At 52.2% G+C, this 22,920-nt stretch carries 22 protein-coding genes; 15 read left to right on the top strand and 7 right to left on the bottom strand.

What is annotated here, in order from left to right; translation table 11 throughout:
* The first annotated feature begins 15 nt into the window (after positions 1-15).
* The gene (locus tag ACO0LC_RS21035) at positions 16-819 is read left to right on the top strand and encodes a head GIN domain-containing protein (protein WP_423006741.1); all 804 of its coding nucleotides are present in this window, start codon (positions 16-18) and stop codon (positions 817-819) included.
* 339 nt (positions 820-1,158) lie between these two features.
* Positions 1,159-2,265 (top strand): substrate-binding domain-containing protein, encoded by a 1,107-nt coding sequence (locus ACO0LC_RS21040; RefSeq protein WP_423006743.1) that lies wholly within the window; start codon positions 1,159-1,161, stop codon positions 2,263-2,265.
* 180 nt (positions 2,266-2,445) lie between these two features.
* Here ACO0LC_RS21040 and ACO0LC_RS21045 read toward each other — a convergent pair whose 3' ends face one another.
* Positions 2,446-3,612 (bottom strand): diguanylate cyclase domain-containing protein, encoded by a 1,167-nt coding sequence (locus ACO0LC_RS21045; RefSeq protein WP_423006745.1) that lies wholly within the window; start codon positions 3,610-3,612, stop codon positions 2,446-2,448.
* A 116-nt stretch (positions 3,613-3,728) separates the two neighbouring features.
* Between ACO0LC_RS21045 and ACO0LC_RS21050 the strand changes: the two genes are divergently transcribed.
* Positions 3,729-5,003 carry a TIGR03862 family flavoprotein gene (locus ACO0LC_RS21050; RefSeq protein WP_423006747.1) on the top strand — a complete coding sequence of 425 codons (1,275 nt, stop codon included), beginning with the start codon at positions 3,729-3,731 and terminating at the stop codon, positions 5,001-5,003.
* 254 nt (positions 5,004-5,257) lie between these two features.
* Entirely contained in the window at positions 5,258-6,193 is a 936-nt protein-coding gene (locus tag ACO0LC_RS21055; RefSeq protein WP_423006749.1) for a 2-hydroxyacid dehydrogenase, read from the top strand.
* On the opposite strand, the gene ACO0LC_RS21060 is transcribed toward ACO0LC_RS21055, so the two are convergent.
* A complete protein-coding gene (locus ACO0LC_RS21060; protein WP_423006751.1) occupies positions 6,180-10,079 on the bottom strand; it encodes a rhodanese-like domain-containing protein in 3,900 nt (1,299 codons plus the stop codon). The genes ACO0LC_RS21055 and ACO0LC_RS21060 overlap by 14 nt on opposite strands.
* 332 nt (positions 10,080-10,411) lie before the next feature.
* On the opposite strand from ACO0LC_RS21060, the gene ACO0LC_RS21065 reads away from it, so the two are divergent.
* The 7 genes from ACO0LC_RS21065 to ACO0LC_RS21095 all read left to right on the top strand — a co-directional run bounded on the left by ACO0LC_RS21065 (position 10,412) and on the right by ACO0LC_RS21095 (position 13,845).
* On the top strand, positions 10,412-10,738 hold the full coding sequence (locus ACO0LC_RS21065) for a hypothetical protein (protein WP_423006753.1): 327 nt from the start codon (positions 10,412-10,414) through the stop codon (positions 10,736-10,738).
* Positions 10,739-10,859: 121 nt separating this feature from the next.
* Positions 10,860-11,351 carry a YbaK/EbsC family protein gene (locus ACO0LC_RS21070; protein WP_423006755.1) on the top strand — a complete coding sequence of 164 codons (492 nt, stop codon included), beginning with the start codon at positions 10,860-10,862 and terminating at the stop codon, positions 11,349-11,351.
* On the top strand, positions 11,348-11,563 hold the full coding sequence (locus ACO0LC_RS21075) for a DUF1289 domain-containing protein (RefSeq protein ID WP_423006757.1): 216 nt from the start codon (positions 11,348-11,350) through the stop codon (positions 11,561-11,563). Before ACO0LC_RS21070 ends, ACO0LC_RS21075 begins: the two co-directional genes overlap by 4 nt.
* A gap of 29 nt (positions 11,564-11,592) precedes the next feature.
* Positions 11,593-12,231, top strand: a complete 639-nt coding sequence (locus ACO0LC_RS21080; protein WP_423006759.1) for a 2-hydroxychromene-2-carboxylate isomerase — start codon at positions 11,593-11,595, stop codon at positions 12,229-12,231.
* The gene (locus tag ACO0LC_RS21085) at positions 12,228-13,136 is read left to right on the top strand and encodes an MBL fold metallo-hydrolase (protein WP_423006761.1); all 909 of its coding nucleotides are present in this window, start codon (positions 12,228-12,230) and stop codon (positions 13,134-13,136) included. Before ACO0LC_RS21080 ends, ACO0LC_RS21085 begins: the two co-directional genes overlap by 4 nt.
* A 12-nt stretch (positions 13,137-13,148) precedes the next feature.
* Positions 13,149-13,682, top strand: a complete 534-nt coding sequence (locus ACO0LC_RS21090; RefSeq protein ID WP_423006763.1) for a DUF3916 domain-containing protein — start codon at positions 13,149-13,151, stop codon at positions 13,680-13,682.
* Positions 13,669-13,845 (top strand): hypothetical protein, encoded by a 177-nt coding sequence (locus ACO0LC_RS21095; RefSeq protein WP_423006765.1) that lies wholly within the window; start codon positions 13,669-13,671, stop codon positions 13,843-13,845. The genes ACO0LC_RS21090 and ACO0LC_RS21095 overlap by 14 nt, the downstream gene beginning before the upstream one ends.
* A 112-nt stretch (positions 13,846-13,957) precedes the next feature.
* Here the strand turns inward: ACO0LC_RS21095 and ACO0LC_RS21100 are convergent, their stop codons facing one another.
* On the bottom strand, positions 13,958-14,263 hold the full coding sequence (locus tag ACO0LC_RS21100) for a putative quinol monooxygenase (RefSeq protein ID WP_423006767.1): 306 nt from the start codon (positions 14,261-14,263) through the stop codon (positions 13,958-13,960).
* A 132-nt stretch (positions 14,264-14,395) separates the two neighbouring features.
* Here ACO0LC_RS21100 and ACO0LC_RS21105 point away from each other — a divergent pair, with 132 nt between their 5' ends.
* Complete coding sequence (locus ACO0LC_RS21105) at positions 14,396-15,355, top strand: GlxA family transcriptional regulator (RefSeq protein WP_423006769.1); 960 nt, start codon at positions 14,396-14,398, stop codon at positions 15,353-15,355.
* A gap of 666 nt (positions 15,356-16,021) precedes the next feature.
* On the opposite strand, the gene ACO0LC_RS21110 is transcribed toward ACO0LC_RS21105, so the two are convergent.
* On the bottom strand, positions 16,022-16,876 hold the full coding sequence (locus ACO0LC_RS21110) for an enoyl-CoA hydratase-related protein (RefSeq protein WP_423006771.1): 855 nt from the start codon (positions 16,874-16,876) through the stop codon (positions 16,022-16,024).
* A gap of 94 nt (positions 16,877-16,970) precedes the next feature.
* Here ACO0LC_RS21110 and ACO0LC_RS21115 point away from each other — a divergent pair, with 94 nt between their 5' ends.
* The 3 genes from ACO0LC_RS21115 to ACO0LC_RS21125 all read left to right on the top strand — a co-directional run bounded on the left by ACO0LC_RS21115 (position 16,971) and on the right by ACO0LC_RS21125 (position 19,531).
* Positions 16,971-17,969, top strand: a complete 999-nt coding sequence (locus ACO0LC_RS21115) for an NAD(P)H-dependent flavin oxidoreductase (RefSeq protein WP_423006773.1) — start codon at positions 16,971-16,973, stop codon at positions 17,967-17,969.
* Positions 17,970-18,002: 33 nt separating this feature from the next.
* Entirely contained in the window at positions 18,003-18,305 is a 303-nt protein-coding gene (locus ACO0LC_RS21120; protein ID WP_423006775.1) for a DUF1330 domain-containing protein, read from the top strand.
* A gap of 122 nt (positions 18,306-18,427) precedes the next feature.
* On the top strand, positions 18,428-19,531 hold the full coding sequence (locus tag ACO0LC_RS21125; RefSeq protein WP_423006777.1) for a carbonic anhydrase: 1,104 nt from the start codon (positions 18,428-18,430) through the stop codon (positions 19,529-19,531).
* Positions 19,532-19,565: 34 nt separating this feature from the next.
* Here ACO0LC_RS21125 and ACO0LC_RS21130 read toward each other — a convergent pair whose 3' ends face one another.
* The 3 genes from ACO0LC_RS21130 to ACO0LC_RS21140 form a co-directional block, all read right to left on the bottom strand.
* The gene (locus ACO0LC_RS21130) at positions 19,566-19,994 is read right to left on the bottom strand and encodes a DUF3052 family protein (RefSeq protein WP_423006779.1); all 429 of its coding nucleotides are present in this window, start codon (positions 19,992-19,994) and stop codon (positions 19,566-19,568) included.
* A 73-nt stretch (positions 19,995-20,067) separates the two neighbouring features.
* On the bottom strand, positions 20,068-20,526 hold the full coding sequence (locus ACO0LC_RS21135; RefSeq protein WP_423006781.1) for a cache domain-containing protein: 459 nt from the start codon (positions 20,524-20,526) through the stop codon (positions 20,068-20,070).
* 145 nt (positions 20,527-20,671) lie between these two features.
* A complete protein-coding gene (locus tag ACO0LC_RS21140) occupies positions 20,672-22,918 on the bottom strand; it encodes a molybdopterin cofactor-binding domain-containing protein (RefSeq protein WP_423006783.1) in 2,247 nt (748 codons plus the stop codon).
* Between the last annotated feature and the right edge of the window lie 2 nt (positions 22,919-22,920).

The following is a 22,920-nucleotide window of genomic DNA, read 5'->3' on the forward strand; positions in this document are numbered from 1 at the left end:
TACCAGGAGAAAAAAATGAAAAATATCATACGCACAGGCATAGGCATGCTGGGTCTGGCTGTCGTGCTGACGGCATCCAGCGTGGTCTTTATCCGGGCTCACGCCAGTACTGTAGTCAGTGCCGGTTCAGCGGCCAGTGAAGTTCGTCCCGTGAATGCATCCATCGTCAATATAGTACTGAGCGGGCCTATAGATTTGACGTTGAAACAAGCAGTGACACCAGAATTGCTGGTCAAGGGCGACCCTAAACTGGTTGCCAAAATCACTACCAGGCTGGAAGGCAATACCCTGTATATAGGCACGCGTGGGATCTATATCTCGGTAGGCAAGACCGAGCAAAGCAAGATAGAACTGAGTTTGCCGAATCTGGAAAAACTGCAGTCTTCAGGGAGTGGCGACGCCAGCATTAAAGGTTTCCGCGGCAATAAACTGGAATTGCTGGTGCAAGGCTCAGGCAATGTCAGCCTGGATGGCGAGTATCAACAAGTATTTGCCAATGTGCATGGCAGTGGTGACCTGGCTCTGGGCCTGGCGAATAGCGATGTGCTTGAACTCAACGTCCACGGTTCTGGAGACAGCATCATCAAAGGACAGGCTAAAACCTTTAATGCCAAATTGACAGGCTCTGGTGATTTGAATGCCTCTTCCTTGAAAAGTGCGCAAGTCAATTTGAATTCCACAGGCTCTGCCAACTCCAGGGTGTTTGCCAGCCAGGAGATTAAATTGAAACTGATGGGTAGCGGGGATGTGCATGTCAGCGGCAATCCGGCAAAACGCAATGTAGAACGCATGGGATCCGGCGACATCCGCTGGGAATAGAGAAATAAGCCAACATTCACTGTATTTACCCCTAAACATGGGCAAATTGGTGCAAATTAAACTGTTGTTAATTGGTTCGTTATAGTAAGTGTTGCTTGAAGGAATGAAATTTTCCATAAGAAAATCTTTTTTATGGAGAATTTTATTCCTTTTTTTATTGTTTTTTTAGTGTAATGTTTTGCGCTTGCCTCTTGGTGCTGAAACTCTATTTATTTGACAGTTTTTTCTGCAATAATCATTGCGCAGTTGTAAGTATTTGTTTCAATCACGAATAAAAGTTTGTGCGAATTAAAGTTTGTGTCAATACAGATTTTCTACCAACCTGACCAGCCAAGAATCATGACTGCTACTAAAAGTAAGTGCCTGACCGTATTGTTTGTTGTGTTCAGTTTTATCAGTGCTGCCGCTGCGCAAGAAAACCCCATGCAGTTTCTCAGTCGCGCCAACGCCAAAGTGGCCAGGGCAGCGTCTTTGAAGAACCGTTGGGAAGGTCCGGCGGATGGACCGCAACTGCAAAAGAAAAAGAAAATTATCTTTATTGCAGCTGATTTGGGTGATGCGGGCGTTAACAGCATATTTAATAGCGTGCGCGAAGCCAGTACCAGTGCAGGTTGGGAAGTTTTACCCATCAATTGCCGTGGTCGCTGTAATCAGGGGGCGTCCATTATCAGCCAGGCCCTGGATATGAAGGCCGATGGTATTGTCCTCGCTGGCGTCGATGTAGGTAGCCAAAGCAAGGGCATGGCAGCAGCAGCCAAGGCCAAAATCCCTGTGGTGGGCTGGCATGCCTCGGTAAAAAATGGCCCTACTGACGGCTTGTTTACCAATATCACGACCAATCCCAAAGAGGTCGCGCAAGTCGCAGCCTTGTATACTGTGGTCGAATCGAATAACAAGGCTGGCATCGTGGTGTTCACCGATTCCACCAATCCTTATCTGCTGGCGAAATCCAGCGCCATCGTGGAAACCATACGTCAGTGCGAGGGTTGCAAATTGCTGAGCCTGGAAGATGTACCCCTGGCCGATGCCAATGTCAAAATGAAGGGCGTTGTAGAAAACCTGGTCAAGCGCTTCGGTAACAAGTGGACCCATGCGATCGGTGTCAATGACTTTTATTTTGATTTGCTGGAAGTGCCCGCCACTGCCGCACTGATCGCCAATAACAAACTGGTCGGCGTTTCTGCTGGTGATGGTTCACCTACTGCATACAAGCGCATACGTGCCAATAGCCTGCAATCCGGGTCTGTACCTGAGCCCCTGTCCATGCAAGCCTGGCAAATCGTCGATGAATTGAATCGCGCATTTTCAGGCGCAGAACATAGTGGCTTTGTGGGGGCGGCACATCTGGTGACGGCACAGAATATTGCTTATGATGGTGGGCAAAAGAATATGTTTGAGCCTACCAACGACTTTCGTATGCACTATCAAAAATTCTGGACAAAATAGAGAAATACTGATTAAGCTACTGCGCGACGCGATTTTGGGCCTGCGATGCTCGTCGTACTAAAGTACGACTGTGCTTCTTAACCCAAACTAGCGCCGCTCGCTACGCTTACTCAGCATTTCTCGAGCATTAGTTTTTGAAGATGAAAAAGCCGGTTTGTGACCGGCTTTTGTTTTTTTGGTTTATACCCTTTGGGTTACTGCGGTCAGGATGTTGTCTGGGACGGATTTGTCTATGTACATGCGTTGGTCGGCGACTTGCATGAGTTTGTCGGCGCTGCGGCCGTCGGTGGGGAAGAGGGCGCTGCCCAGTGCGGCCTGGATGTTGATGCTATGGCCTTGTATGGTGCAGGTGCCTTCGAGTATTTTTTTCAGGCGTAGCAGGGTGCTGTCGAGCTGGGCTTCCTGGTTGACGCCAAAGGTCAGGGCGACAAATTCATCGCCGCCTATGCGGCCTACAAAGTCGGCGTGGCGGCAAAAGCTTTTTAAGCGCCGGGCAACTTCCTTGAGCAATAAGTCACCTGTCTGATGGCCAAACCTGTCATTGACGGACTTGAAATGATTTAAATCGATGAGGATGAAACCAAAGCCCTGCTGGTTGCGGCTGCTCTGGGCGATGGCCTTATCCAGCATTTCATCGACATGGCGGCGGTTGGGCAAGCCTGTAAGCACATCTTCACGGGCCATTTCCAGTATGCTTTTTTGTGCTCTCAGATTGCAGCAGACGCTGACGCCATAAGTCCAGCCCAGCAGGCATAGCACGACGATCAGGTAAATGAAATTGAGCATGGGGTGCCTGGCCAGCTCCGCATTGTTGTTTGAAATGAAAGCCAGATGCCAGCGCATGAGAAATCCTATTGCCATGATGATGAGGGATATCGCCCCTATGCCCGCGGCCAGCAAGTCAAGATCGCGGGTTTTCCAGATCAACACCAGAGCGGTGACCATCATCAGCGTGGCGGCAATGACATCATGGAATAAATAACGGCGTATCATGTCGTCCCGGTTGAGGAAGGCCAGCAGAATAAATGCAGGGACAAGTACCAGGCCCCAGCGCCAGCGCAGTTGTGAGGCGTAGCCGCGAAAACGCAGGGTACCTTCCAGCATCAGCAGGGTCGTGGTCAGGGTCAGCGAATTATTGAAGGCGACTATCAGGGACATGGGAATATCAATGACAGGGATAAGACGTATCAGCAGAAATGCTGGTGCGACCAGGGACGCGGCCGCAGCCCACACGCCTGTGCCGGGTATGTCACGGTTGATATGCCAGACCGCCAGCATGACCAGCATGGAAATCACGCTGATACAAGCGACGACCAAATCTAGCGTAGCACGATCCAGATTGACCATAGGAATACCTGGTTGTAACTTCTGGTGAATACAGACAGATACAATGGAGCTTAGTGCCTATGCCACATGCAGGCACAATATACACGACATGCAAAATCATATTATGACGCAAACTTATGCAAACAAAAGCGAGTAATTCTCATCATTCCCCGGCTGATAGTGTGGCCATCATCGGTGGCGGCCCGGCAGGTTTGATGGTGGCCGAAACCCTGGCCCTGAGAGGGATAGATGTCGATTTATACGATGCCATGCCCTCGGTTGGACGCAAGTTTTTAATGGCTGGCAAGGGAGGGATGAATCTCACACATTCTGAAAATTCTGTCTCTTTCATGACACGTTATGCCGAACGCGAAGCGCAACTGGCACCCATGATAGAAGAGTTTGATGCCGCTGCCTTGCGCGACTGGGCCAGCAATCTGGGTATAGCCACCTATGTAGGCAGTTCCGGCCGGGTCTTCCCGGTAGACATGAAGGCTGCCCCCTTGCTACGAGCCTGGCTGCATCGCTTGCGCCAGCAAGGTGTGCGCTTTCATATGCGGCATCGCTGGCTGGGCTGGGATGAGGCTGGGCAATTGCGCTTCGCTACTCCCGAGGGTGAAATCAGCCAGCCCGCGCTGGCCCAGGTATTTGCCCTGGGTGGCGCTAGCTGGGCCAGACTGGGTTCGGACGGCGCCTGGGTACAGCTATTACGACAACACGGCCTGGATGTGGCTGACTTGCAGCCTGCCAATTGCGGCTTTTATACATCCTGGACAGCTTTTTTCAAAGACAAGTTTGCTGGGCAGCCCTTGTTGACAGTCGCAGCCAGGGTGCACGGCAGCGGGCAAGCCATGCGCAAGGGCCAGTTTGTGATTACTGAAAGTGGGGTGGAAGGCAGCCTGATTTATGCGCTATCCGCCAGTTTGCGCCAGCAATTGCAGAGCCAGGGCAAGGCTGTGCTGGAACTGGATTTGTTGCCTGATACCCCATTTGAGAAAGTGCAGGCAGAGCTGGAACACCCGCGAGGCGCGCGTTCTTTATCCAGCCATTTGAAGAGCCGCCTGGGCCTGGATGCCCTGAAAACCAGCTTGCTGCATGAATGCCTGAGCAAAACCGATTTTGCACACAGCAGCATATTGGCAGTGGCGATCAAGGCCTTGCCCGTCGTGCTGACAGCCACCCGCCCCATAGATGAAGCCATCAGCAGTGCCGGTGGCCTGCGTTTTGAAGCATTGGATGGCAATTTGATGGCGGTGCATCACCCCGGCCTGTTTTTTGCTGGCGAAATGCTGGACTGGGAAGCGCCTACGGGCGGTTACTTGCTGACAGCTTGTTTTGCCACTGCCAGAACCGCAGCGCGTGGGGTTGTGCAATGGCTGGAGGGCAGTGCTCGCCCTGGCAATGCATCTTAGTAGAGAAATTATTTTGCCATAGCAATCACACAGACAGGAAAACACTATTTTATTTCCCGTTTGAAGGAATCTGGGAGGGATAGTTTTTTCTGCAGGCGCAAGCAAGGTTTGTTCTTTTGCCATAGTTAAGTTGATAGAATGCGGCACCATTCAATGCAGGCAGGCGACTGCGTGCGAGTGGAAAGAGGCTGGAATTTTTTCAACCCCAATATAAATACACTAGCCCAGGCCCCGATAAGCCCGTCCCTTCATGTATGGATAAACCAAATGTCACCCTCTTTGCCGCCAAGGGCAGGGATAGTCTGAGCCAGGCTCATTGCGCAGCCCTGGAAGCAGTGGCGCAAGTCAATTATCAGTCCGTCTTGCACACCTTGCCAGAAGCAGAACTCATCGCGCATTGCAATTCTGCACACTATATTGCCCTGACCCGCAGGGTAAGCAAAAACTTTGACAGTCGTATGATCGAACAACTGCCACAGTTGCGCGGCTTGTCCATTTATGCCACCGGTAGTGAATGGATAGATGTCGAGGCTTTGCAGGAACGCGCTATCCGCTTCACTTATCTTCCTGATTACTGCCTTACTGCAGTGGCGGAGCATACCCTCGCCATGCTACTGACGTTTTCACGCCGGCTACACTTGAGTGACAGGATTGCCAGAGATGAACTTCCCAAAACAGTCTCCATACGTGGCTGGGAATTGGCGGGTAAAAAACTGGGCATCATAGGCATGGGTCGCATAGGCCAGCGGGTTGCTAGCCTGGCGTCAGCATTTGGTATGTCGGTCAGCTATACTGATCCTCAAGTTCCGGTTGTACCCGGCTTCCAGGTCATGGCATGGGAGGACCTGCTGGCGCAGTCAGATGTTTTGGTCTTGACAGCCAGCATGGACAGGAAAAATCCCATCGTCCTGAATACTGAGGCCATCGCCAGGATGAAAAACGGAGTCTATGTCATCAACACCGCAAGGGCAGATATGGTGGACAAGCATGCCATGCTGCGTGCCTTATTGAGCAAGCAAGTGCATGGCTATGGCGTCGATGACTATGTCTTTTCGGATCAGGAAATGGCGCAACTGGAACATGGGCGTGTGCTGCAAAGCGGACACAGCGCCTGGTATTCCAATGAAGCCATGCAAAGAGGCACAGATATGTGGGTAGACAATCTGCTCAAGATGATCAGGGAGCAGTAACACTGGTGTTGACACTGACACGTCCATCTTCATGCAAGACCAGCTCATCGCCCGTTTTGATGACGGACAAGGCGCCGCTGACAGAGAAGATCGCAGGCAAGTCAAATTCCCTGGCCATGATGGCCGAGTGAGACAAGCGGCCACCAGTTTCGCAGACCACACCCGCCGCCCTGGAAAACCAGGATACCCAGGCCGGGCTGGCGGTGGCAATCACCATGATTTGTCCTGGTAAAAGTTGTGCCACGTCGGCAGGACTGTGCAGGATGACAGCCTTGCCACGGAGCTGGCCGTTACCAGCGACACGTATGCCTGACAAATGCCCAGCATGGTTATGCGCATTGCTAGTCGATGGTTTTGCATTGCTGGAAAAATCCATTTCCTCCAGCGCCAGGAGGGTGATGGCTGGTTCCAGTCTGATCTCCTGAAAGGCCAGCTTCTTCAATCTTTGGCGGCGCATATAATCTTCTTGTTCTGCAGACAAAGGCAGGGTGAGTTTGGCAAGGTCAGCAAAGCTGAAATCAAAAATCGCCCCCTGCAATTGCCAGCGCTGATCCAGTTCCAGCATGAGGCGGCGTATTTGTGCCAGGGCACGTATGCTTTCGTGTTTGGCTTGTTCTTTCAAACTCAGATAGCGGCGTGCACGCTTAACGGCAGTTGCGAGCATGCCAGCAGGAAGCGCAGGCGCAGTTGCAATGACAGGCAGTGACTCTGGCAGTCGGGCGAATTGCTGTAACAGATCATCCGCAAGTTCATATTCCCTGGGTTCAGATAATTCAAAATCATGGACTGCGCGGTGTCCAAATTCCTGCAAATAATCAGTCAGACTGCTCACACCATTGCGTACCGCGACACGCATTTGCAGCGCCCGCATATCTGGTAATACCTGCTCAGAGCGTAGATAGCTGGCTGGTGTCAGACCTCGTTTCTGCAAAGTTTTTCTGGCAGACTGATCGTATAAGCTGGCGACTGTCGTCATCACTTCTGCTTCTACATAAATTTCCTTGACGAATTCTTGCTGCCAGCTCGCCAGTAATTGTTGTAATTCAGCAGTTTGCAAACGGCTGAAATCCAGTGCTGCGCGCAAGCGCATTTTTTGCTGGAATGCAGGCAGGAATTCCTGTGTAAAATCCTCGGCCAGCAAGTCTGCTTTGCGTGCCAGGCCCAACTGGCTGAGCAGGCCTGGAGTCGACGGATTTGATTTTGCATCCTGCAAGCGACGCGTTTGTCCAAATGCAGTCAACCATATTGGCATGCTGGTTTCATCATATGCCAAACCCAGCCTGCGCCAGGCCAGTTCCACCGAGCCACCTGAATGATGTACCGCCTGCAACAGGCTCAGACTGGCGGCGCTGGCCTGGGGTAATTCTGCAGTCACATCGTCCTGCACCAGGCTGGCAGTGGCTGGAATTTGATTGAGCAAGCGAGCCCTTTCCATCTCCAGCAAGGCTCGCTGGCTGTCGCCATCAACAATGCGGCGGGTAATCGTGCGTGCCTGCAAGATATGGAATTGCCCGTTAATATATGCCCACTCTATATCTTGTGCCTTACCTGCCAACTGCTCTATCTTTCTTGCCATCTGCCACAGCGCATGCAGCGGCAGGATGGTCGTGGTCTCATCCCATAATTCGCCGCTGGCGCGACTGATGCGCAAGCTTATCGGTCTATCTTCGCCAGCAACAACGGCGGCTTTGCCCTTGGCCATTTCTAGCAGCATGCAAGCACTATGCTGGGGGTGCTCAGTAAATAGCACTCCTGCATACTCTGGCTCCAGCATCGCTTGCACGATCACCGCACCAACGATTGAAGGGGATGGCGAACCCGCCTCAGCATACGAGTGGCAAACCTCATCTATGGCGGCAGGCAGTTCGCTTTTGCTGACATCCAGGTGTGTGAGATAGCGCCCCGCCTGACTTTGCCTGTCTCCATCCTCGCCTGCGGCGCTGCTGCGGACGGCAAATTTTTCTATTTTGTCCATGCGCATCTTGCTTAAGGCCGTCCACAATTCCTCCCATACTTGCGCTTTGATGTCGGGATCGTCTGACTGCCAGGCAGTGGCATCGATCACCAAGCCAGTAGGGACTGGCAAGCCAGCATCGAGCATGCGGCTGAGTGCATATGCTTTTTGACCATGTTTGCCTGAATGATCTGCGTCTGCTAATGACAGGACGAATTGCTGCTTCAAAACTGCTGGCCGCTTCTTTCGAAGATAAGACCAGCCATGTTGCCAGCTTTGCTGTATCACGACCAACAACAGTGACACCAGGAGATACAAGTTGACTGCGGCTGACAGCATCAGCAATTGCCAGACCAGCAGTGCACCTGAGACTAAGATCACAGGCCAGCGCCACCAGGATTTTCGACGCAAGAATCCGGCAAGATAGCATCCCATTGCCAGCCCTGAAAGCAGGGGCAAGAGATGATAGGGCGTGGTATTTGACCACGATGCATAAGGATGTTCTGTGCCTGCATATTGTTGTGTCACATCGTGAACAGCGATCAGGCAGGCAGCGGTGATAAAGAGCGGGAACAAGCTCAGGAAAAAATCCAGCCAGGGACGCACGCCCGCACGCTTCAGTGTGCGACGCCAGGCTTGTTGCAAGCCTGCAGTATCCGTGCCATAACATGTTTGCAGGCGCAGATGCTCGCCCTGTAATTGCTGCATGCGCTGTCGCGATTTTTTCTGCCAGATGGAAAAAGGCAGGGTCAGCAGGCGTGATACCAGGGCGAGCAATACTATCGCCAAGGCTATACTGATGCTCATTCCTGCATGTAGTAACGAGCGTGGTGCGACACCCAGGTAATGCCATAGTTTGTCCGCCCCATTTTGCCAGTTGCGCTGCCATGCTGAAGTTTGCAGGCGCTTGGGAATGGGATACTCTTGCGGCAAAGTATAGCGACCACGAAAATCTGCACCTTGATTGATCAAGCGCAAACCGACTACTTTACTGTAGAAACAACTGCGGTTTTCATAGCAAGCGGCAATGATAGGCACCTGCGGCAGCGCTTTCAGCGCCAGGCTCAACGATGCCGATGGGGCTTCTCGTACAGGAATATTAATCGCCCCCGGCAAGTGGCCAAGTGCAAATTCTTCTGCTGGACGCACATCAATAAACTGGGCACCCTGTACTTTGATGAGCCGGTCTACTTCTTCGGTTTCCAGCAGCACCTGATCATTCTTGTAGTGTGGCAGTAGTTGCAAACCCGACTCAGACTTGCTCTGCATGCCTTCCATGGGGCGGTTCTCGGCTACCCATTTGTTGTATCCACCCTCCAGGAAACGACAGGGCAAGCCTGCGGCTGTCAGTTTGGAGCAAATTTCGCCGCTACGAAAACCAGAGTCACAAACCAGTACATTGCTCACATCACTGCGCAACAAATTTTTATTGCTGCTCAAGAGATCGGCATAGCGACTGTGCAAGGCTCCGGGTAAATGACCAGAGGCAAACTCTTCAGGTTCACGCACATCGATCAACTGGTATTTTTCTCCATGTTCCAGCCATGCCTGGAATTCAGGGCGGCCAATTTCCAGTTGTTTTTGTATAGGGTGGGTAGGGGGAGAAGGACGCAGGATATTGGTTTGCAAACGGCGCGCCTTTTGGCTGGCCTGAATAAAATATTGTCCGACATTCAGACCCAGCGATGTCAACAGCAAGACAGCCAGGATAATATTGAACAGGCTAGGGGTCTTTGCTGGTGGATGCTGCAATTGCCTGTTTATCCCCAACCAGCCCAAGCCAGCGCTGGCACTCAAGATGCCCAGCAATTGTGCGCTACTGCCAAACAGGCCCACGACCAGGTCTGGAGTGGGAAACGCAAAAACACTGCCAGGCAGGAGTAGGAAGGCGGCAAGCAGCCAAAGTTTCTTGCTGAAAGTAGAGCGGGACATGGATGTGTTGAGTATCGATATTAAGGGCTGGTTTTATCCTGGTGATAAACCAGCAGAAACCGTAGACCGCAAATATTGGCAAAGAGCGCTTGCCATGCAGCTTAGCCATCAAGTGCCACATGCTGCAGCACTAACAATGGCGGGCAAAGTAAAATCATGGACAGGTTCAAGCCAGGCTGGCAGGCATTATTGCATACGGTGGCAATCAAAAAAACGGCTAACTCAGCCGTGCTGAAATAGTTTCTCCCAGAAAACGCGGAAGTCGGTACAATAATAATTTCCGTGCTGCATCATTCCCTTCCTATGAATTTGCTTTTCATGTATTTGTCTGTATGAATGATACCCGAACCTCTGCGCGCTCCAATGTGACCTGGCGCGGCGCTATTCAAGTTATTCCTGGTAAGATAGTGCCAGCCAAGATCATCAGTTTTACTTCTGCCAGTATACAAATGCAATGTAGTACCGTACTGAAAGAAAAGCAGACTTACCAAATGATGATGGAAGTCCCCAGGCCTGGCGATGCGTCGCAACGCACGCAAGTGGTGTGCAAGGCGACTTGCATTTACTCCATACTCAGCGGCAATGAGTACCGGGCTGCCATGAAATATTTTGAAGTGCCAGCGCAGCATGTGGCTTTGCTGGCAGAATGGCATGGCTGATGTGTTAAGCAGGAAATTGGTACTTGCCACTTCTTGCAACGCGTAGCAAGTCGTAGCAAGTCACTGAGCAGGCAAACTTTGCCTGTGATATAAACAGCATTTGCCTTATTTTTAGCGCGCCATGCCTACAGATTCCGTTTTACCCGAAACCGCCCAGCGCGTTGCACAATTGCTGCAAAACCTGGGCCATGACCAGAGCGTGGTCATGTTACCTGAAACTGGCAAGACTTCTGCCGAAGCCGCTGCCGGTCTGGGCTGTGAAGTTGCAGAAATTGCCAAATCCATCGTGTTCCGTCGCCTGGCTGATGATGCTGCCGTCATGGTTGTTGCCAGTGGCATCAATCGTGTCGATGAAAAAAAAGTGGCGGCCATAGTCGGGCCTTTGGGTAAGGCAGATGCCCGTTTCGTCAAAGAAAAAATCGGCTATGCCATAGGCGGAGTCTGCCCTATTGGCCATCTGCAAAAAACCGTCATGCTCATTGATGAAGACTTGCTGCAATACCCGCATGTCTGGGCCGCGGCTGGTCACCCCCATGCGGTATTTAAACTGACACCCGAACAATTGAAAAACATGACAGGTGCACCTGTCGCAGATGTGGCTTTGCGCGCATGAATATCCTGTATGAATTTGACCCCGCGCAGTTTGTCATGAAACCCGGCGCGACTGTGCCTTCACCCTGCATCAATATTTGCCGCATGGATGACAAGACGGGCTTGTGCACGGGCTGCTACCGCAACATCGATGAAATCATTTGCTGGAGCAAGGCAGACGATCACAAGAAGCTGGAAATCTGGGATCTGGTACAGCAAAGAATGTTGCCATGAACAAGGATGTAATCACCAAAGGATAGTGAATGAAACAATTAGATTGGTATTTCGATTTTATTTCCCCTTTTGCTTACCTGCAGAGTGAAATGCTGGAGCGCTTGCAAGGCGTACAGCAAATCAATTATCGGCCAGTCTTATTTGCCGGCTTGCTCAATCACTGGGACAACAAAGGCCCGGCAGAAATTGCACCCAAGCGCCAGTGGACTTTTGAACACTGTGCCTGGCTGGCCCATAAGCATGGCATCCCTTTGCGCATGTTGCCCGAGCATCCTTTCAACCCCCTGCCTTTATTGCGCCTGTGTCTGGCGCTGGGCAGCACTGAAGCTGTCGTGCACAGACTGTTTCGCTTTGTCTGGCGTGACGGACATATACCGGCGCAGACTGAGCACTGGCAAGCCTTGCTGGATGAATTGCAAGTGACACCTGCCATGCTTGATGATGCCGCCGTCAAGGATGCGCTAAAACGCAATGGTGAGCTGGCCATCGCCGCCCAAGTATTTGGTGTGCCGACTGCGGTAGTCGATGGCCGCTGTTTCTGGGGCCTGGATGGTACGGACATGCTGCAAGCTTATCTGCATGGCGATGCTTTTTTCACATCGGCAGAATTGACAGCCGCACAGACCATGCCTTATGGCCAGCAACGTAAAGTAGTGGGCAAGGCATGATGCAACTGCCCGCCAGCATGCAAGTCTTTGAACGGGGCTGGTTGTCGTCGAATAACATCCTGTTCATCGATGATCAGCAGACGGCCCTGGTTGATAGCGGTTATCTGAGCCATGCGCCGCAGACTATGGCTTTGATTGAGCAAGCCCTGGGTGGCCGCACACTGGATTTGCTGGTGAATACCCATCTGCATTCCGATCATTGCGGTGGCAATGCCAGCCTGCAGCGCTTGTATGGCTGTCGCACCCTGATCCCGGTGGCCGATACCGCTGCCGTTGCCGTCTGGGATGAAGAAGCCCTGACTTATACCGCCACTGGACAGCGCTGCGAGCGTTTTGGTTTTGATGGCGCGATACAGCATGGCGATGAGTTACGATTAGGTGGCATGGACTGGCAGGTATTGTCTGCACCCGGCCATGATCCGCACTCCATGATCCTGCATTGTACGCAAGAAGGTATATTGATTTCTGCCGATGCCTTGTGGGAAAACGGCTTTGGCATTATTTTTCCCGAGCTGGAAGGCGAATCCGGTTTTGCCGAACAAGCCGCCATTTTGCAAGTCATACGTGAACTTCAGCCACGCATCGTCATTCCCGGCCATGGCTCCGCGTTTAGTGATGTAGATGCCGCTTTGGCGCGTGCCGAATCCCGCCTGGCTTATCTGCAGGCAGACCCACGACGCAATGCCCGTAATGCTATCAAAGTCATGCTGGCCTTCATCTTGCTGGAATTGCGCCAACTTAACCTGGCCCAGGCTCTGGATCAGTTAGGCCAGACCCGCAGTTTTACTGCTTCGGCGCGGGTACTAGGTTTGAGTGCCGCTGTCCTGATACCGCAAATCGCTGCAGAACTGGTTACTGCCGGTGCCGCCACGCTGGAAGCAGATGTGCTGACCAGTACTCGTTAAGCGCGAGCAGCCATGCCTGTACATGCAGCAGAAAAAAAACTCAGGGGTATACCCCGGCGCTTGCGTGCCTTGCATCAATGGTCTGACTCTTTCAAGAATAATTTTCCTGCAGCGGTAGAACTGGCAGAAAATTCACGCTACTGGAATTGGAAAATTCCTGCTGACTGGGCCATGCTGGAAGGCAGGCAAAGCACACTGGCAATGAAGCGCGAGATCGCCTGCCTGTTGCTGCAAGCCTGCGAACACTTGATCAAGGCCAAGCCCGCCTGGGCCAGGTCTTATCGCGTGACTTGCCTGATCTGCCTGCCACAAATGTTTGCCAGTGAAATTTGTATCTATCTGGATGAAGCTTACTTCCAGAGCAAAATTTCAGTGCCTGCAGCAGATGCAAATGTCAGTGCAAAGCGCATCCACGATACTAGCCTCAGCCAGACATGGCAATTGCCACTTTCAGAAAAAATGAAGGAAATCGGCATCCAGTTTTACCATACTGAAGATGACTTTGTTGATGTCAGCCAATATTGGATGTTTGGTGAACTGGGTTGACGACGGCAGTTTGCTGATGCATTTTTTTAATTACACCTTTGCCGAAATGACACGTGCAGCAGTAGGGCAGTTTCATGCGGCAGCTTTGGCAGTAGCTGGAAAAGACAATGGCAAGCCGGGTTTGCGTCCTGACTATGGTCCCCACTATTACGCAGTGTTCTGATTGATCCAGATGGCCATCACATGGAAGCGGTGAGCAAGGCTGCAGAATAAACATGAGGATAGTGATGCAGATCTGGCTCGCCACGCCAGATCAACTTTGCAGCAACTCCTGATTATCTTGCCAGATTTTTCAGGCCCAAAACTTCTATCTTTTCTATACTTGGTGGAACAGTAAACAATTCTTCAGCCTTCGCCATCAGGGCTTGTGCAATGGGCCCCTGTAAATGGGCCTGACGGCCTGCTTCAGTCTCAAACGCATCGAAGACACCGAAGACGCTTTCAGATAATTGCAGGGCAAACCAGATGGGTGTTGTGCTTTCCTGGTTGGCCAGGGTCAGGCCCATTTCCAGAAATGTGGCAACATCGGCGGCTTTGCCGGGCTTGGCTTCAAAACGGGCGAACAGGGCATGCTTGATCATGATTTATCTCCATGTGCTTGAGTCTTTGTTTGCATCGCAGGATTGCGATGAAGAGAGACTTTACAGATCAACAGGCTTGCCTGATACTGGCGCGATTGACATCTTTGGTATAAATATTGCCATGATCCTGCCATGAACATCAACATCCTCGCCCTTGATGGCGTTTTCGATACCGGCCTGTCCATCGTCCTTGATGCACTGACGACGGCCAATGAATTGTCGTCTTTGCAGGCCAACCCGGCACCATCCTTTAAAGTGTCGTTGGTGGGTACGCGGCGGCGTGTGCAAACTGCACAAGGCATGAGTGTGACCGTAGCGCGGGCGGATGAAGTACCTGTGCCTGATCTGGTCATCGTCCCGGCTCTGGGCTACAAAATGCCGGATACCCTGATGCAGGCGCTGGCTCGCCCTGACGTCAAAGACGCGAGTGTAGCTCTACGCAACTGGGCAGATGATGGTGTGCGTATCGCCGCGGCCTGCATAGGGACTTTTGTGCTGGCAGAAAGTGGTGTGCTTGACGAGCGGGACGCGACGACCACCTGGTGGCTCAATCCCCTGTTCCGCCAGCGTTATCCAACTGTACGTTTAAACACCAGCCACATGATAGTCCAGTCCGGCCAGTTCCTGACTGCCGGTGCAGCCTTCAGCCATATGGACATGATGCTGTGGCTGATACGTCAGAGTAACCCTGAACTGGCAAATCTGGTCGCCAGTTATCTGGTCGTTGATAGCCGTCCTTCACAAACGGCCTACATCATTTCTCACCATCTGGCGCATGCTGATCCCATGGTGGAAGGCTTTGACCGCTGGGCGCGCAGCCATCTTGAGCAGGGCTTTAATCTGGATGATGCAGCCGATGCACTGGCGACCAGCAAGCGCACGCTGGCGCGGCGTATTCATGAGGTATTGGGCAAGACGCCAGTGTCGTATGTGCAGGATTTGCGCATAGAAAAAGCGGTGCATTTGTTGAAGACTTCCAATCAAAGTGTGGAGCAGATTGCCGGCTTGGTGGGGTATGCGGATGGGGTGACTTTGCGGACTTTGTTGAGGCGGAGGTTGGGGAAGGGGATACGGGAGATTAGGGTAGGGTAAGGAGTTTGCTGCTCGTATCGACGATATGTAACGAGCTAACAAATTTTTGAATTACTGGCAATCTCAATTACGTCATTCCTGCGTGCTTTTGGCAGGAATCTAGCGGCGTTCGTAGCATGCCATATCGTCTGTTTAATGTCGTACTTTGATCAAAAAAATTGCCCTTCGTGGACACAAGCCGGGTTTCGGCCCGGCAGCCGAAATTCTTTCTTTGCGTCGCCAAAGAAAGAATTCAAAGAAAGGCGACCCAGGCGTAGCCGCCCCTAAAGGGGTTCCCGTTTGTGCAGCACAAAAAATGGGAAATGCCCGAAACTCGCTTCCCTTGCAGGGCGCACAATCGCTTGCAAGCGATTGCCGTTACGCAGGCGAAGTGCATGCACTTCGAAACCCCTGCTACACCTCAGACAACGGTCATTTCTTAATCCATTTTCTGTACAGCACAAACGGCGGCTACACATGGGAACTGCAAAAGTCAACGGCAACCCCAAACGTCAAAAACAACCCCGCGCGATCTTTACTCGTAGGTTGGGCCGGGCCTCGCTAGGCTACGATTCATCAGCCCAACACTGTGCCTAAAAATAACGTAAATATTCAGAAAAATTTATATCATCACTTGGGGATATCTTTGCTTCGTGATTGCGAGTCAATTCTGATGAAACTACACACCTACTTCAAACGATATTCCGCCTCAGAAAACGAACTCACTGGCGCCAGATCCGCATACTCCGTAGGCCTGCCCTGTTGCTTCGCCATGAAAGCCTCCATGAGGTTACTGCTTTGCCAGATACCTGATTGCAGCCAGCCCATTTGTTGCAGGGCATCGTGGGTGCTGTGGTCGCGGGCGTAGTGGATGGCTTGTTTGCTGCCCCAGATGGCGACTGGGGGTTTTTCGGCGATTTCTGTAGCCATTTGCAGGGCGGCTGCCAGCATGTTTTCCTGGGTGTCGAATACCTCATTGAGCAAGCCAACTGCCAGGGCGCGTTGGGCGGGCAGGCGGCGGCCGGTGTAGGCCATTTCGTGAACTATGCCTTCAGGGATGAGTTTGGGCAGGCGCTGCAGGGTGCCGAGGTCGGCGGTCATGCCTATGTTGATTTCCTGTATGCAGAAAAAAGCATCGCTGCTGGCCAGGCGTATGTCGCTGGCGCAGATCATGTCGACACCGCCACCTATGCAACCGCCATGGATGGCGCTAATGACTGGCATGCGCAGGGATTCGATAAGATTGAAAGCGTGATGCATGTCTTTCAGTGCCAGGGCGATATTGGCGCGACCAACGCCGCTGGCATCGTCCAGCGTGATGCCACCACCGGCAAAGACATCCAGCGCCATGCCAGCGGTGAAATGCTTGCCGGTAGAAGAGATGATGAGCACGCGGGCATTCGCCTGGTTTTGCAGATTCTGCAAAATCTCTGACAGTTCACGAAAAAATACTGGCTGCATGGTGTTCAGCGTGGCTGGACGATTCAGGCGCAGGTGGGCGATTTTATTGCTGATACTGAAGTCAAAGCATTGATAAGTCATGGTGTCTCCACAGGAATTTTATTAGCACGGTAAAATCATACTGGATATGCACGTCAACCAAGCATTCTATGTTCACCGTTAGAGGATATTGACTATGGTTCATGATTCACCCGTATCAAGTTCAGCTTCACGCCTGCCAGCGGCTTTGCAACACCTTAGCCTGCCCGTCATTGGCTCTCCCCTGTTCATTGCCAGCGGCCCCAAACTGGTGGCAGCGCAATGCAAGGCCGGTATAGTCGGCTCTTTCCCTGCCTTGAATGCCAGACCGGCAGAGTTGCTGGATGTCTGGCTGACAGAATTGCAGGCTGAGTTAGCAGCACACCAGGAAGCCCATCCCGATGCACTGATAGGCCCGATCGCGGTGAACCAGATCGTCCACCAATCGAATGACAGGCTGGCGCATGATGTCGAGGTTTGCGTCAAGCATCAGATACCCATCATCATTTCTTCCCTGCGCGCACCGCCGCCAGAAATGCTGGATGCCATCCATAGCTATGGCGGCATCGTCATGCATGATGTGATTTCCATACGCCATGCACAAAAAGCGCTGGAAGCCGGGGTCGATGGTCTGATCCTGGTGGCTGCCGGTGCTGGCGGCCATGCCGGTGGCTTGTCACCGTTTGCCCTGGTGGGTGAGGTACGTCGCTTTTTTGATGGCCCGATTGCCTTGTCAGGCTCTATCGCAACCGGCGATGCAGTGCTGGCTGCACAAGCCATGGGAGCTGACTTCGCCTATATAGGCTCGCGCTGGCTGGCGACTGTTGAGTCGAATGTGGATGAGGCCTATCGCCAGGCTATCCTCGATTCAGCGGCAGCAGATATCGTCTACACCAATCTGTTCACCGGTGTGCACGGGAATTACCTCAAGAAATCCATTATTGCGGCTGGCCTGGACCCGGATAATTTGCCGGTGGCTGACAAGAGCCATATGAATTTCGGTTCTGGCAGCGGCAGCAAGGCCAAGGCCTGGCGCGATATCTGGGGTGCAGGCCAGGGCGTGGGCTTGATGAATGACGTATTGACTGTGGCGGAAGTCGTGGCACGTTTGAAATCGGAATATGCGGCTGCCAAAGCGCGCGTATTGTCTTTGTAAGCAAAAAAATAATAGAAATAAATAAGGAATATCATGAGTAAAGCTTATGTCGTTGCAGAAATCCAGGTTACCAATGCCGATGCTTATGCCGATTACCGGCCACTGGCTACTGCCAGCGTTGCCCAGTATGGCGGGCAATTCCTGGTGCGTGGTGGTACGCGGGTGCAAAAAGAGGGCAGGGATGATGCACACAATGAAGGCTGGCGTTCGGTGCTGGTTGAGTTTCCCAGCCTGCAACAGGCGCAACTCTGGTATGACTCGGTCGAATATGCCAAAGCCATGGAAATCCGTCATGCCAATTCCATAGGCCGTTTGTTCATTGTTGAAGGCGTGTAAGCTCAGATAGTCGTGATCTGAGGGCGAAAAAACCACAAATTGCCTTCAGGATTCAAGTTTGCAAAGAGACTTGCCGTAACTAAGGTATCTCTCTGCAAACTGTATCCTAAATTCACTCCACTATGCGCCGCTCTCTCGCCTTGCTGCTACCTATGCTGTTGGCTCTGTCCGCTCAGGCGAACGATCCACCGCCATCCAAACCTATTAAACCGGCATCAGCCAAAGAAGAAGCTTCTAGTTCAGCTTCAGCTTCGGCCAAGGAAGAACGCAAGCCCTCTGCCAAGGAGGGTAAGGAAAGCAAGGAATCCGCCAAAGAGGCGGCTGTTCGCGCCAAAGAAGCGCTGGCCGCCGATGAGCTGGCGGCGCGCATAGCCGAGCGCCTCAGCGTGATCCGCAAGGACAAGGATGACGCTGCGGCTCGCAGTGCACCCAAGCCTGTCATGCGGCCATCTTATGCACCGCCAATACGCAGGCCAGAAGTAGCCAAAGCGAAGAGTGAGCATGGCATGAATAGTGGGGCGGCAGCGGGTGGGCTGGCGGCCAGTCATGCCGATATACACTGGAGTTACCAGGGAGAGGGTGGCCCTTTGAACTGGGGTAAGCTCAATACCGCCAATGCCAAATGTGATAGCGGTGACCGGCAATCCCCTATTGATATCCGCGATGGCATTAAGGTAGACCTGGACCCGATTGCCTTTGATTACAAACCCAGCCGTTTCACTGTCGTCGACAATGGCCACACCATACAAGTCAATATCGGTGCCGGTAACTATATCAATGTGTTGGGCCATAACTATGAACTGGTGCAATTCCATTTCCATAAACCGTCAGAAGAACGCGTGAATGGTAAAAGCTTTGAAATGGTCGCCCATCTGGTGCACAAGGATGCTGATGGCAAACTGGCCGTGGTAGCCGTGTTGCTGGAACGTGGCAAATCACATAGCCTGGTACAGCATGTATGGAATAATTTGCCACTGGAAAAAAATGAACCGGTACAGGCTTTGACCACCATGGACATGAATGACATCCTGCCCGTCAAGCGTGATTACTATACCTATATGGGTTCGCTGACGACCCCACCTTGCAGTGAAGGTGTGTTGTGGCTGGTCATGAAAGAACCGGTAGAAATTTCACCAGATCAGTTGACAATATTCAGTCGCCTGTATCCCATGAATGCGCGACCCATACAAAAGAACTCTGGTCGTTTGATTAAGGAATCTAATTAAGTTGTAATAGTAGGGCTTACGAAAAATTGTCCTATCATGAGGCCGGCCAGTCCGGCCTCAATTCCTTGCGCACCACCAATTTTAAACCTGACCATATCTCGCTGACGGCGCAAACCTTGATATCGACATAACCCATGGGCAGGGCAACTTCTCTTATCGTGTCTTCAGTAATATCGGTAGGCACTTTCGAGGCTTTCTTGGGCCAGGAGACCCAGATTGTGGCGTCACTTCTTAAACTGTTTTTGTATGCCAGTAACTCTTTGACGAGCACAGCTTTCTTGCCGGTGAACAGATGGACGATGTCTGTCGCAACTGTAGTCTTCTTGTCAAATACCACGCCGTCTGGCAAGTCTGCCAGCAGAGCAGGATAATTATCCGGTGCATGCTTGGCGCAGACATGGCTGCCAGACTGCATACCCAGTTTCTTTGCCAGTGGTGTGCCAGAATAGCCAGTAGAGTTCATCGCAGGAAAAAATTAATAAGCAGCACTCGTAGGAGAACTGCTTTCACCGCGATCAGATGAGCATAAACAGTATTTACTTATAAATGCCACAGCCAACCACGATATCGCCTGATTTTTCAAAGTAGGTGGATTTTAATTCTATTGTCTTGGTGGTCGGATTGGGCCATTTGTAGTCTATCCAGCCTTTTCCCTTGCTCTTTGCGGTTGCCAGCAGTTCTTCGATAAAGGCTTTGTTATCAATATCCCTGAGCGTGCTGATATTTTTGCCTATCAGTTTGGCATTCGCGCCATGTGCCAGTGTCTTGCCGCTCAAGTCCAGCACAAAGATATACATGTCACGGTCTATGAAGCTGCCAGTGACGCTATTGAATTCAGTATAAGCAGCTTCACTGCCCTTGGTCTTGATAAAGCTCATTGCTTTTTTCACCATGGCTTCAGCCTCTTGTGCCGTACCATGGTCTGCTGCCATGACGCTTTGGCTGACAAAAATGCTGAATAAAGTCAGTGTCAGGAATTTAATGATGCTACGCATGATAAGTCTCCTTTATTGTGGTGTATCAATTCCCGGTATTTCAATAAAGAAACTACGGAAATCGATACCTTTCAACATACAGCTATCTGCGTCTCATTACCAGTTTTTGCCGACTCTCACCAGCATTCTCACAACAAGTCAGCAATTAAGCTTGCTTGTAGGGCAGCTCACGCCAGCGCTTGCCACTGACCCTGGCAATGGCATTGGCAAAAGCTGGTGCCAGTGCTGGCAAGCCAGGTTCCCCCATGCCAGTAGGCGCATCGGCACTGGGGACGATATGTACGGCAATCTGTGGCATATCGGTAATACGTGGCACCACAAAATCACCGAAATTGCTTTGCTCGACCACCCCATCCTTGAGCGTGATAGCAGCACCTGGCAGGCACATGGAGAGGCCCATCAGCGCAGCTCCCTGCACCTGTGCTTCTACACTCTTAGGGTTGACGGCCAGGTTGCAATGTACACCGGCAGTGACCTTGTGCAGCTTGGGCTGGCCGTTTTTCATGGAGGCTTCAACCACATAAGCGACGACGGAAGAAAATGATTCATGCACAGCCACACCATAGGCGCGGCCAGCTGGCAGTTTTTTCTTGCCATAGCCGGATTTTTCCACTGCCAGTTGCAAGGCTGCCTTTTGCCGTGGATGTTTGTCACCCATGAGTTTCAGGCGGTAAGCCACCGGATCTTGTTTGGTGGTCTGGGCAATTTCATCGAGCAGGGTTTCCATGACAAAGGCAGTATGGGTAGAACCCACGCTGCGCCACCACAAGACCGGCACATTGATCTTGGGATGATGGACAGACAGGCGCATAGGCATTTCATAAGGTTCTTTCATGCCTTCGACTGCTGTGATATCGACGCCATCCTTGACCATCATGGATTCAAACGGTGTGCCGCCGACGATGGACTGGCCAACGATGACATGGTCCCAGCCCAGGATATTGCCCTGCGCATCAAAACCTATCTCTGCCTTGTGCACATGCATGGGGCGATAATAGCCACCCTTGACATCGTCTTCACGGCTCCACAGCGTGCGTATCGGCGCATCCAAACCAGCTGTCTGCGCTGCCTTGGCAACATTGCAGGCTTCCACCACATAATCACTGGTGGCGATCGCCCGGCGGCCAAAGCCACCGCCTGCATACTGGGTATGCACTGCGATATTTTCTGGTTTCAAACCCAGGGTTGTGGCAGCCGCAAAACCATCCAGGCCAGGCATTTGCGTACCCATCCATAATTCTGCCTTGTCGTCCTTGATGGCAACCGTGCAATTCAGCGGTTCCATAGGCGTGTGGGCAAGGTAGGGAAAGACAAATTCGGCATTCAGCTTATGCGGAGCCGTCGCTATCTTGGAAATATCATCATTGAACTTCAGTGCGCCGGTCTTCTTGACCAGTTCCTTATAGGTCGCCAGCATCTTGGTGGAATCGACTTTTTCAACGCTATCGGTATCCCATTCCAGTTTCAGGGCATCGCGCCCCTGCTTGGCTGGCCAATAACCCGTCGCGATAATTGCCACACCCTCGCCACCGCGGTCTGTAGGCACGCGCAGTACCGCCTTGACACCCTTGATGGCCTTGGCCGCAGTGTCATCAATAGTCTTGAGCTTGGCACCAAATACCGGTGGTCGTGCGACTACCGCAGTCAGCATGCCGGGCAGATGGGTATCAATACCAAAATCCTGGGTGCCCGTGGACTTGGCTTTGGCATCGAGGCGGCCTGTGGGTTTGCCTATGAGGCGGAAGTTTTTCGGGTCTTTCAGCGTGACCTTTTCTGGTACCGGCAATTTCATGGCAGCATCTGCCAGTTCGCCATAGCCCAGCTTCTTGCCACCGGGGCCAATGACATTGCCATTTTCGGTACGCAGGCTGGCAGGGTCGACTTTCCATTGTTCTGCTGCAGCCTGTACCAGCATAGCACGAGTGCGGGCACCGAGTTCTCGGTATTGCGTATAGGAATGGGCGATGGAGTTAGAACCGCCCGTCAAATGCATGTCAAATGCGGGGTCTACATAGGCAGGATCGTTATTGCCATTTGCGCTTTTAACCTTGGACCAGTCGGCATCGAGTTCTTCTGCCAGTATCAGTGGCAGGCTGGTTTGCACACCCTGGCCAAATTCCAGGCGATTGAAGGTGACGGTGACAGCTCCATCCTTGGCTATTTGTACGAATGCACCTGGTTGTTCAGTAGGCTTCAGGCCTGCAGGCGCTTTGGCGGCAGCATCTTGCGCTGTTGCCAGCATGGGGTAGCAACCCAGGGCAAAGCCGCTGGCTGTTGCCATCTTCAAAAAGCTGCGGCGGCTCAGGCCTGCAGAGTTGGTTTCTGGTGTGCTGGACTGCAATAGAGATTGCAAATGGCGTGGCAACTCATCGAGGCGGGCTTCAAAATGCATGG

The organism is Undibacterium sp. JH2W (assembly GCF_049340425.1).
Classification (GTDB): Bacteria; Pseudomonadota; Gammaproteobacteria; order Burkholderiales; family Burkholderiaceae_D; genus Undibacterium.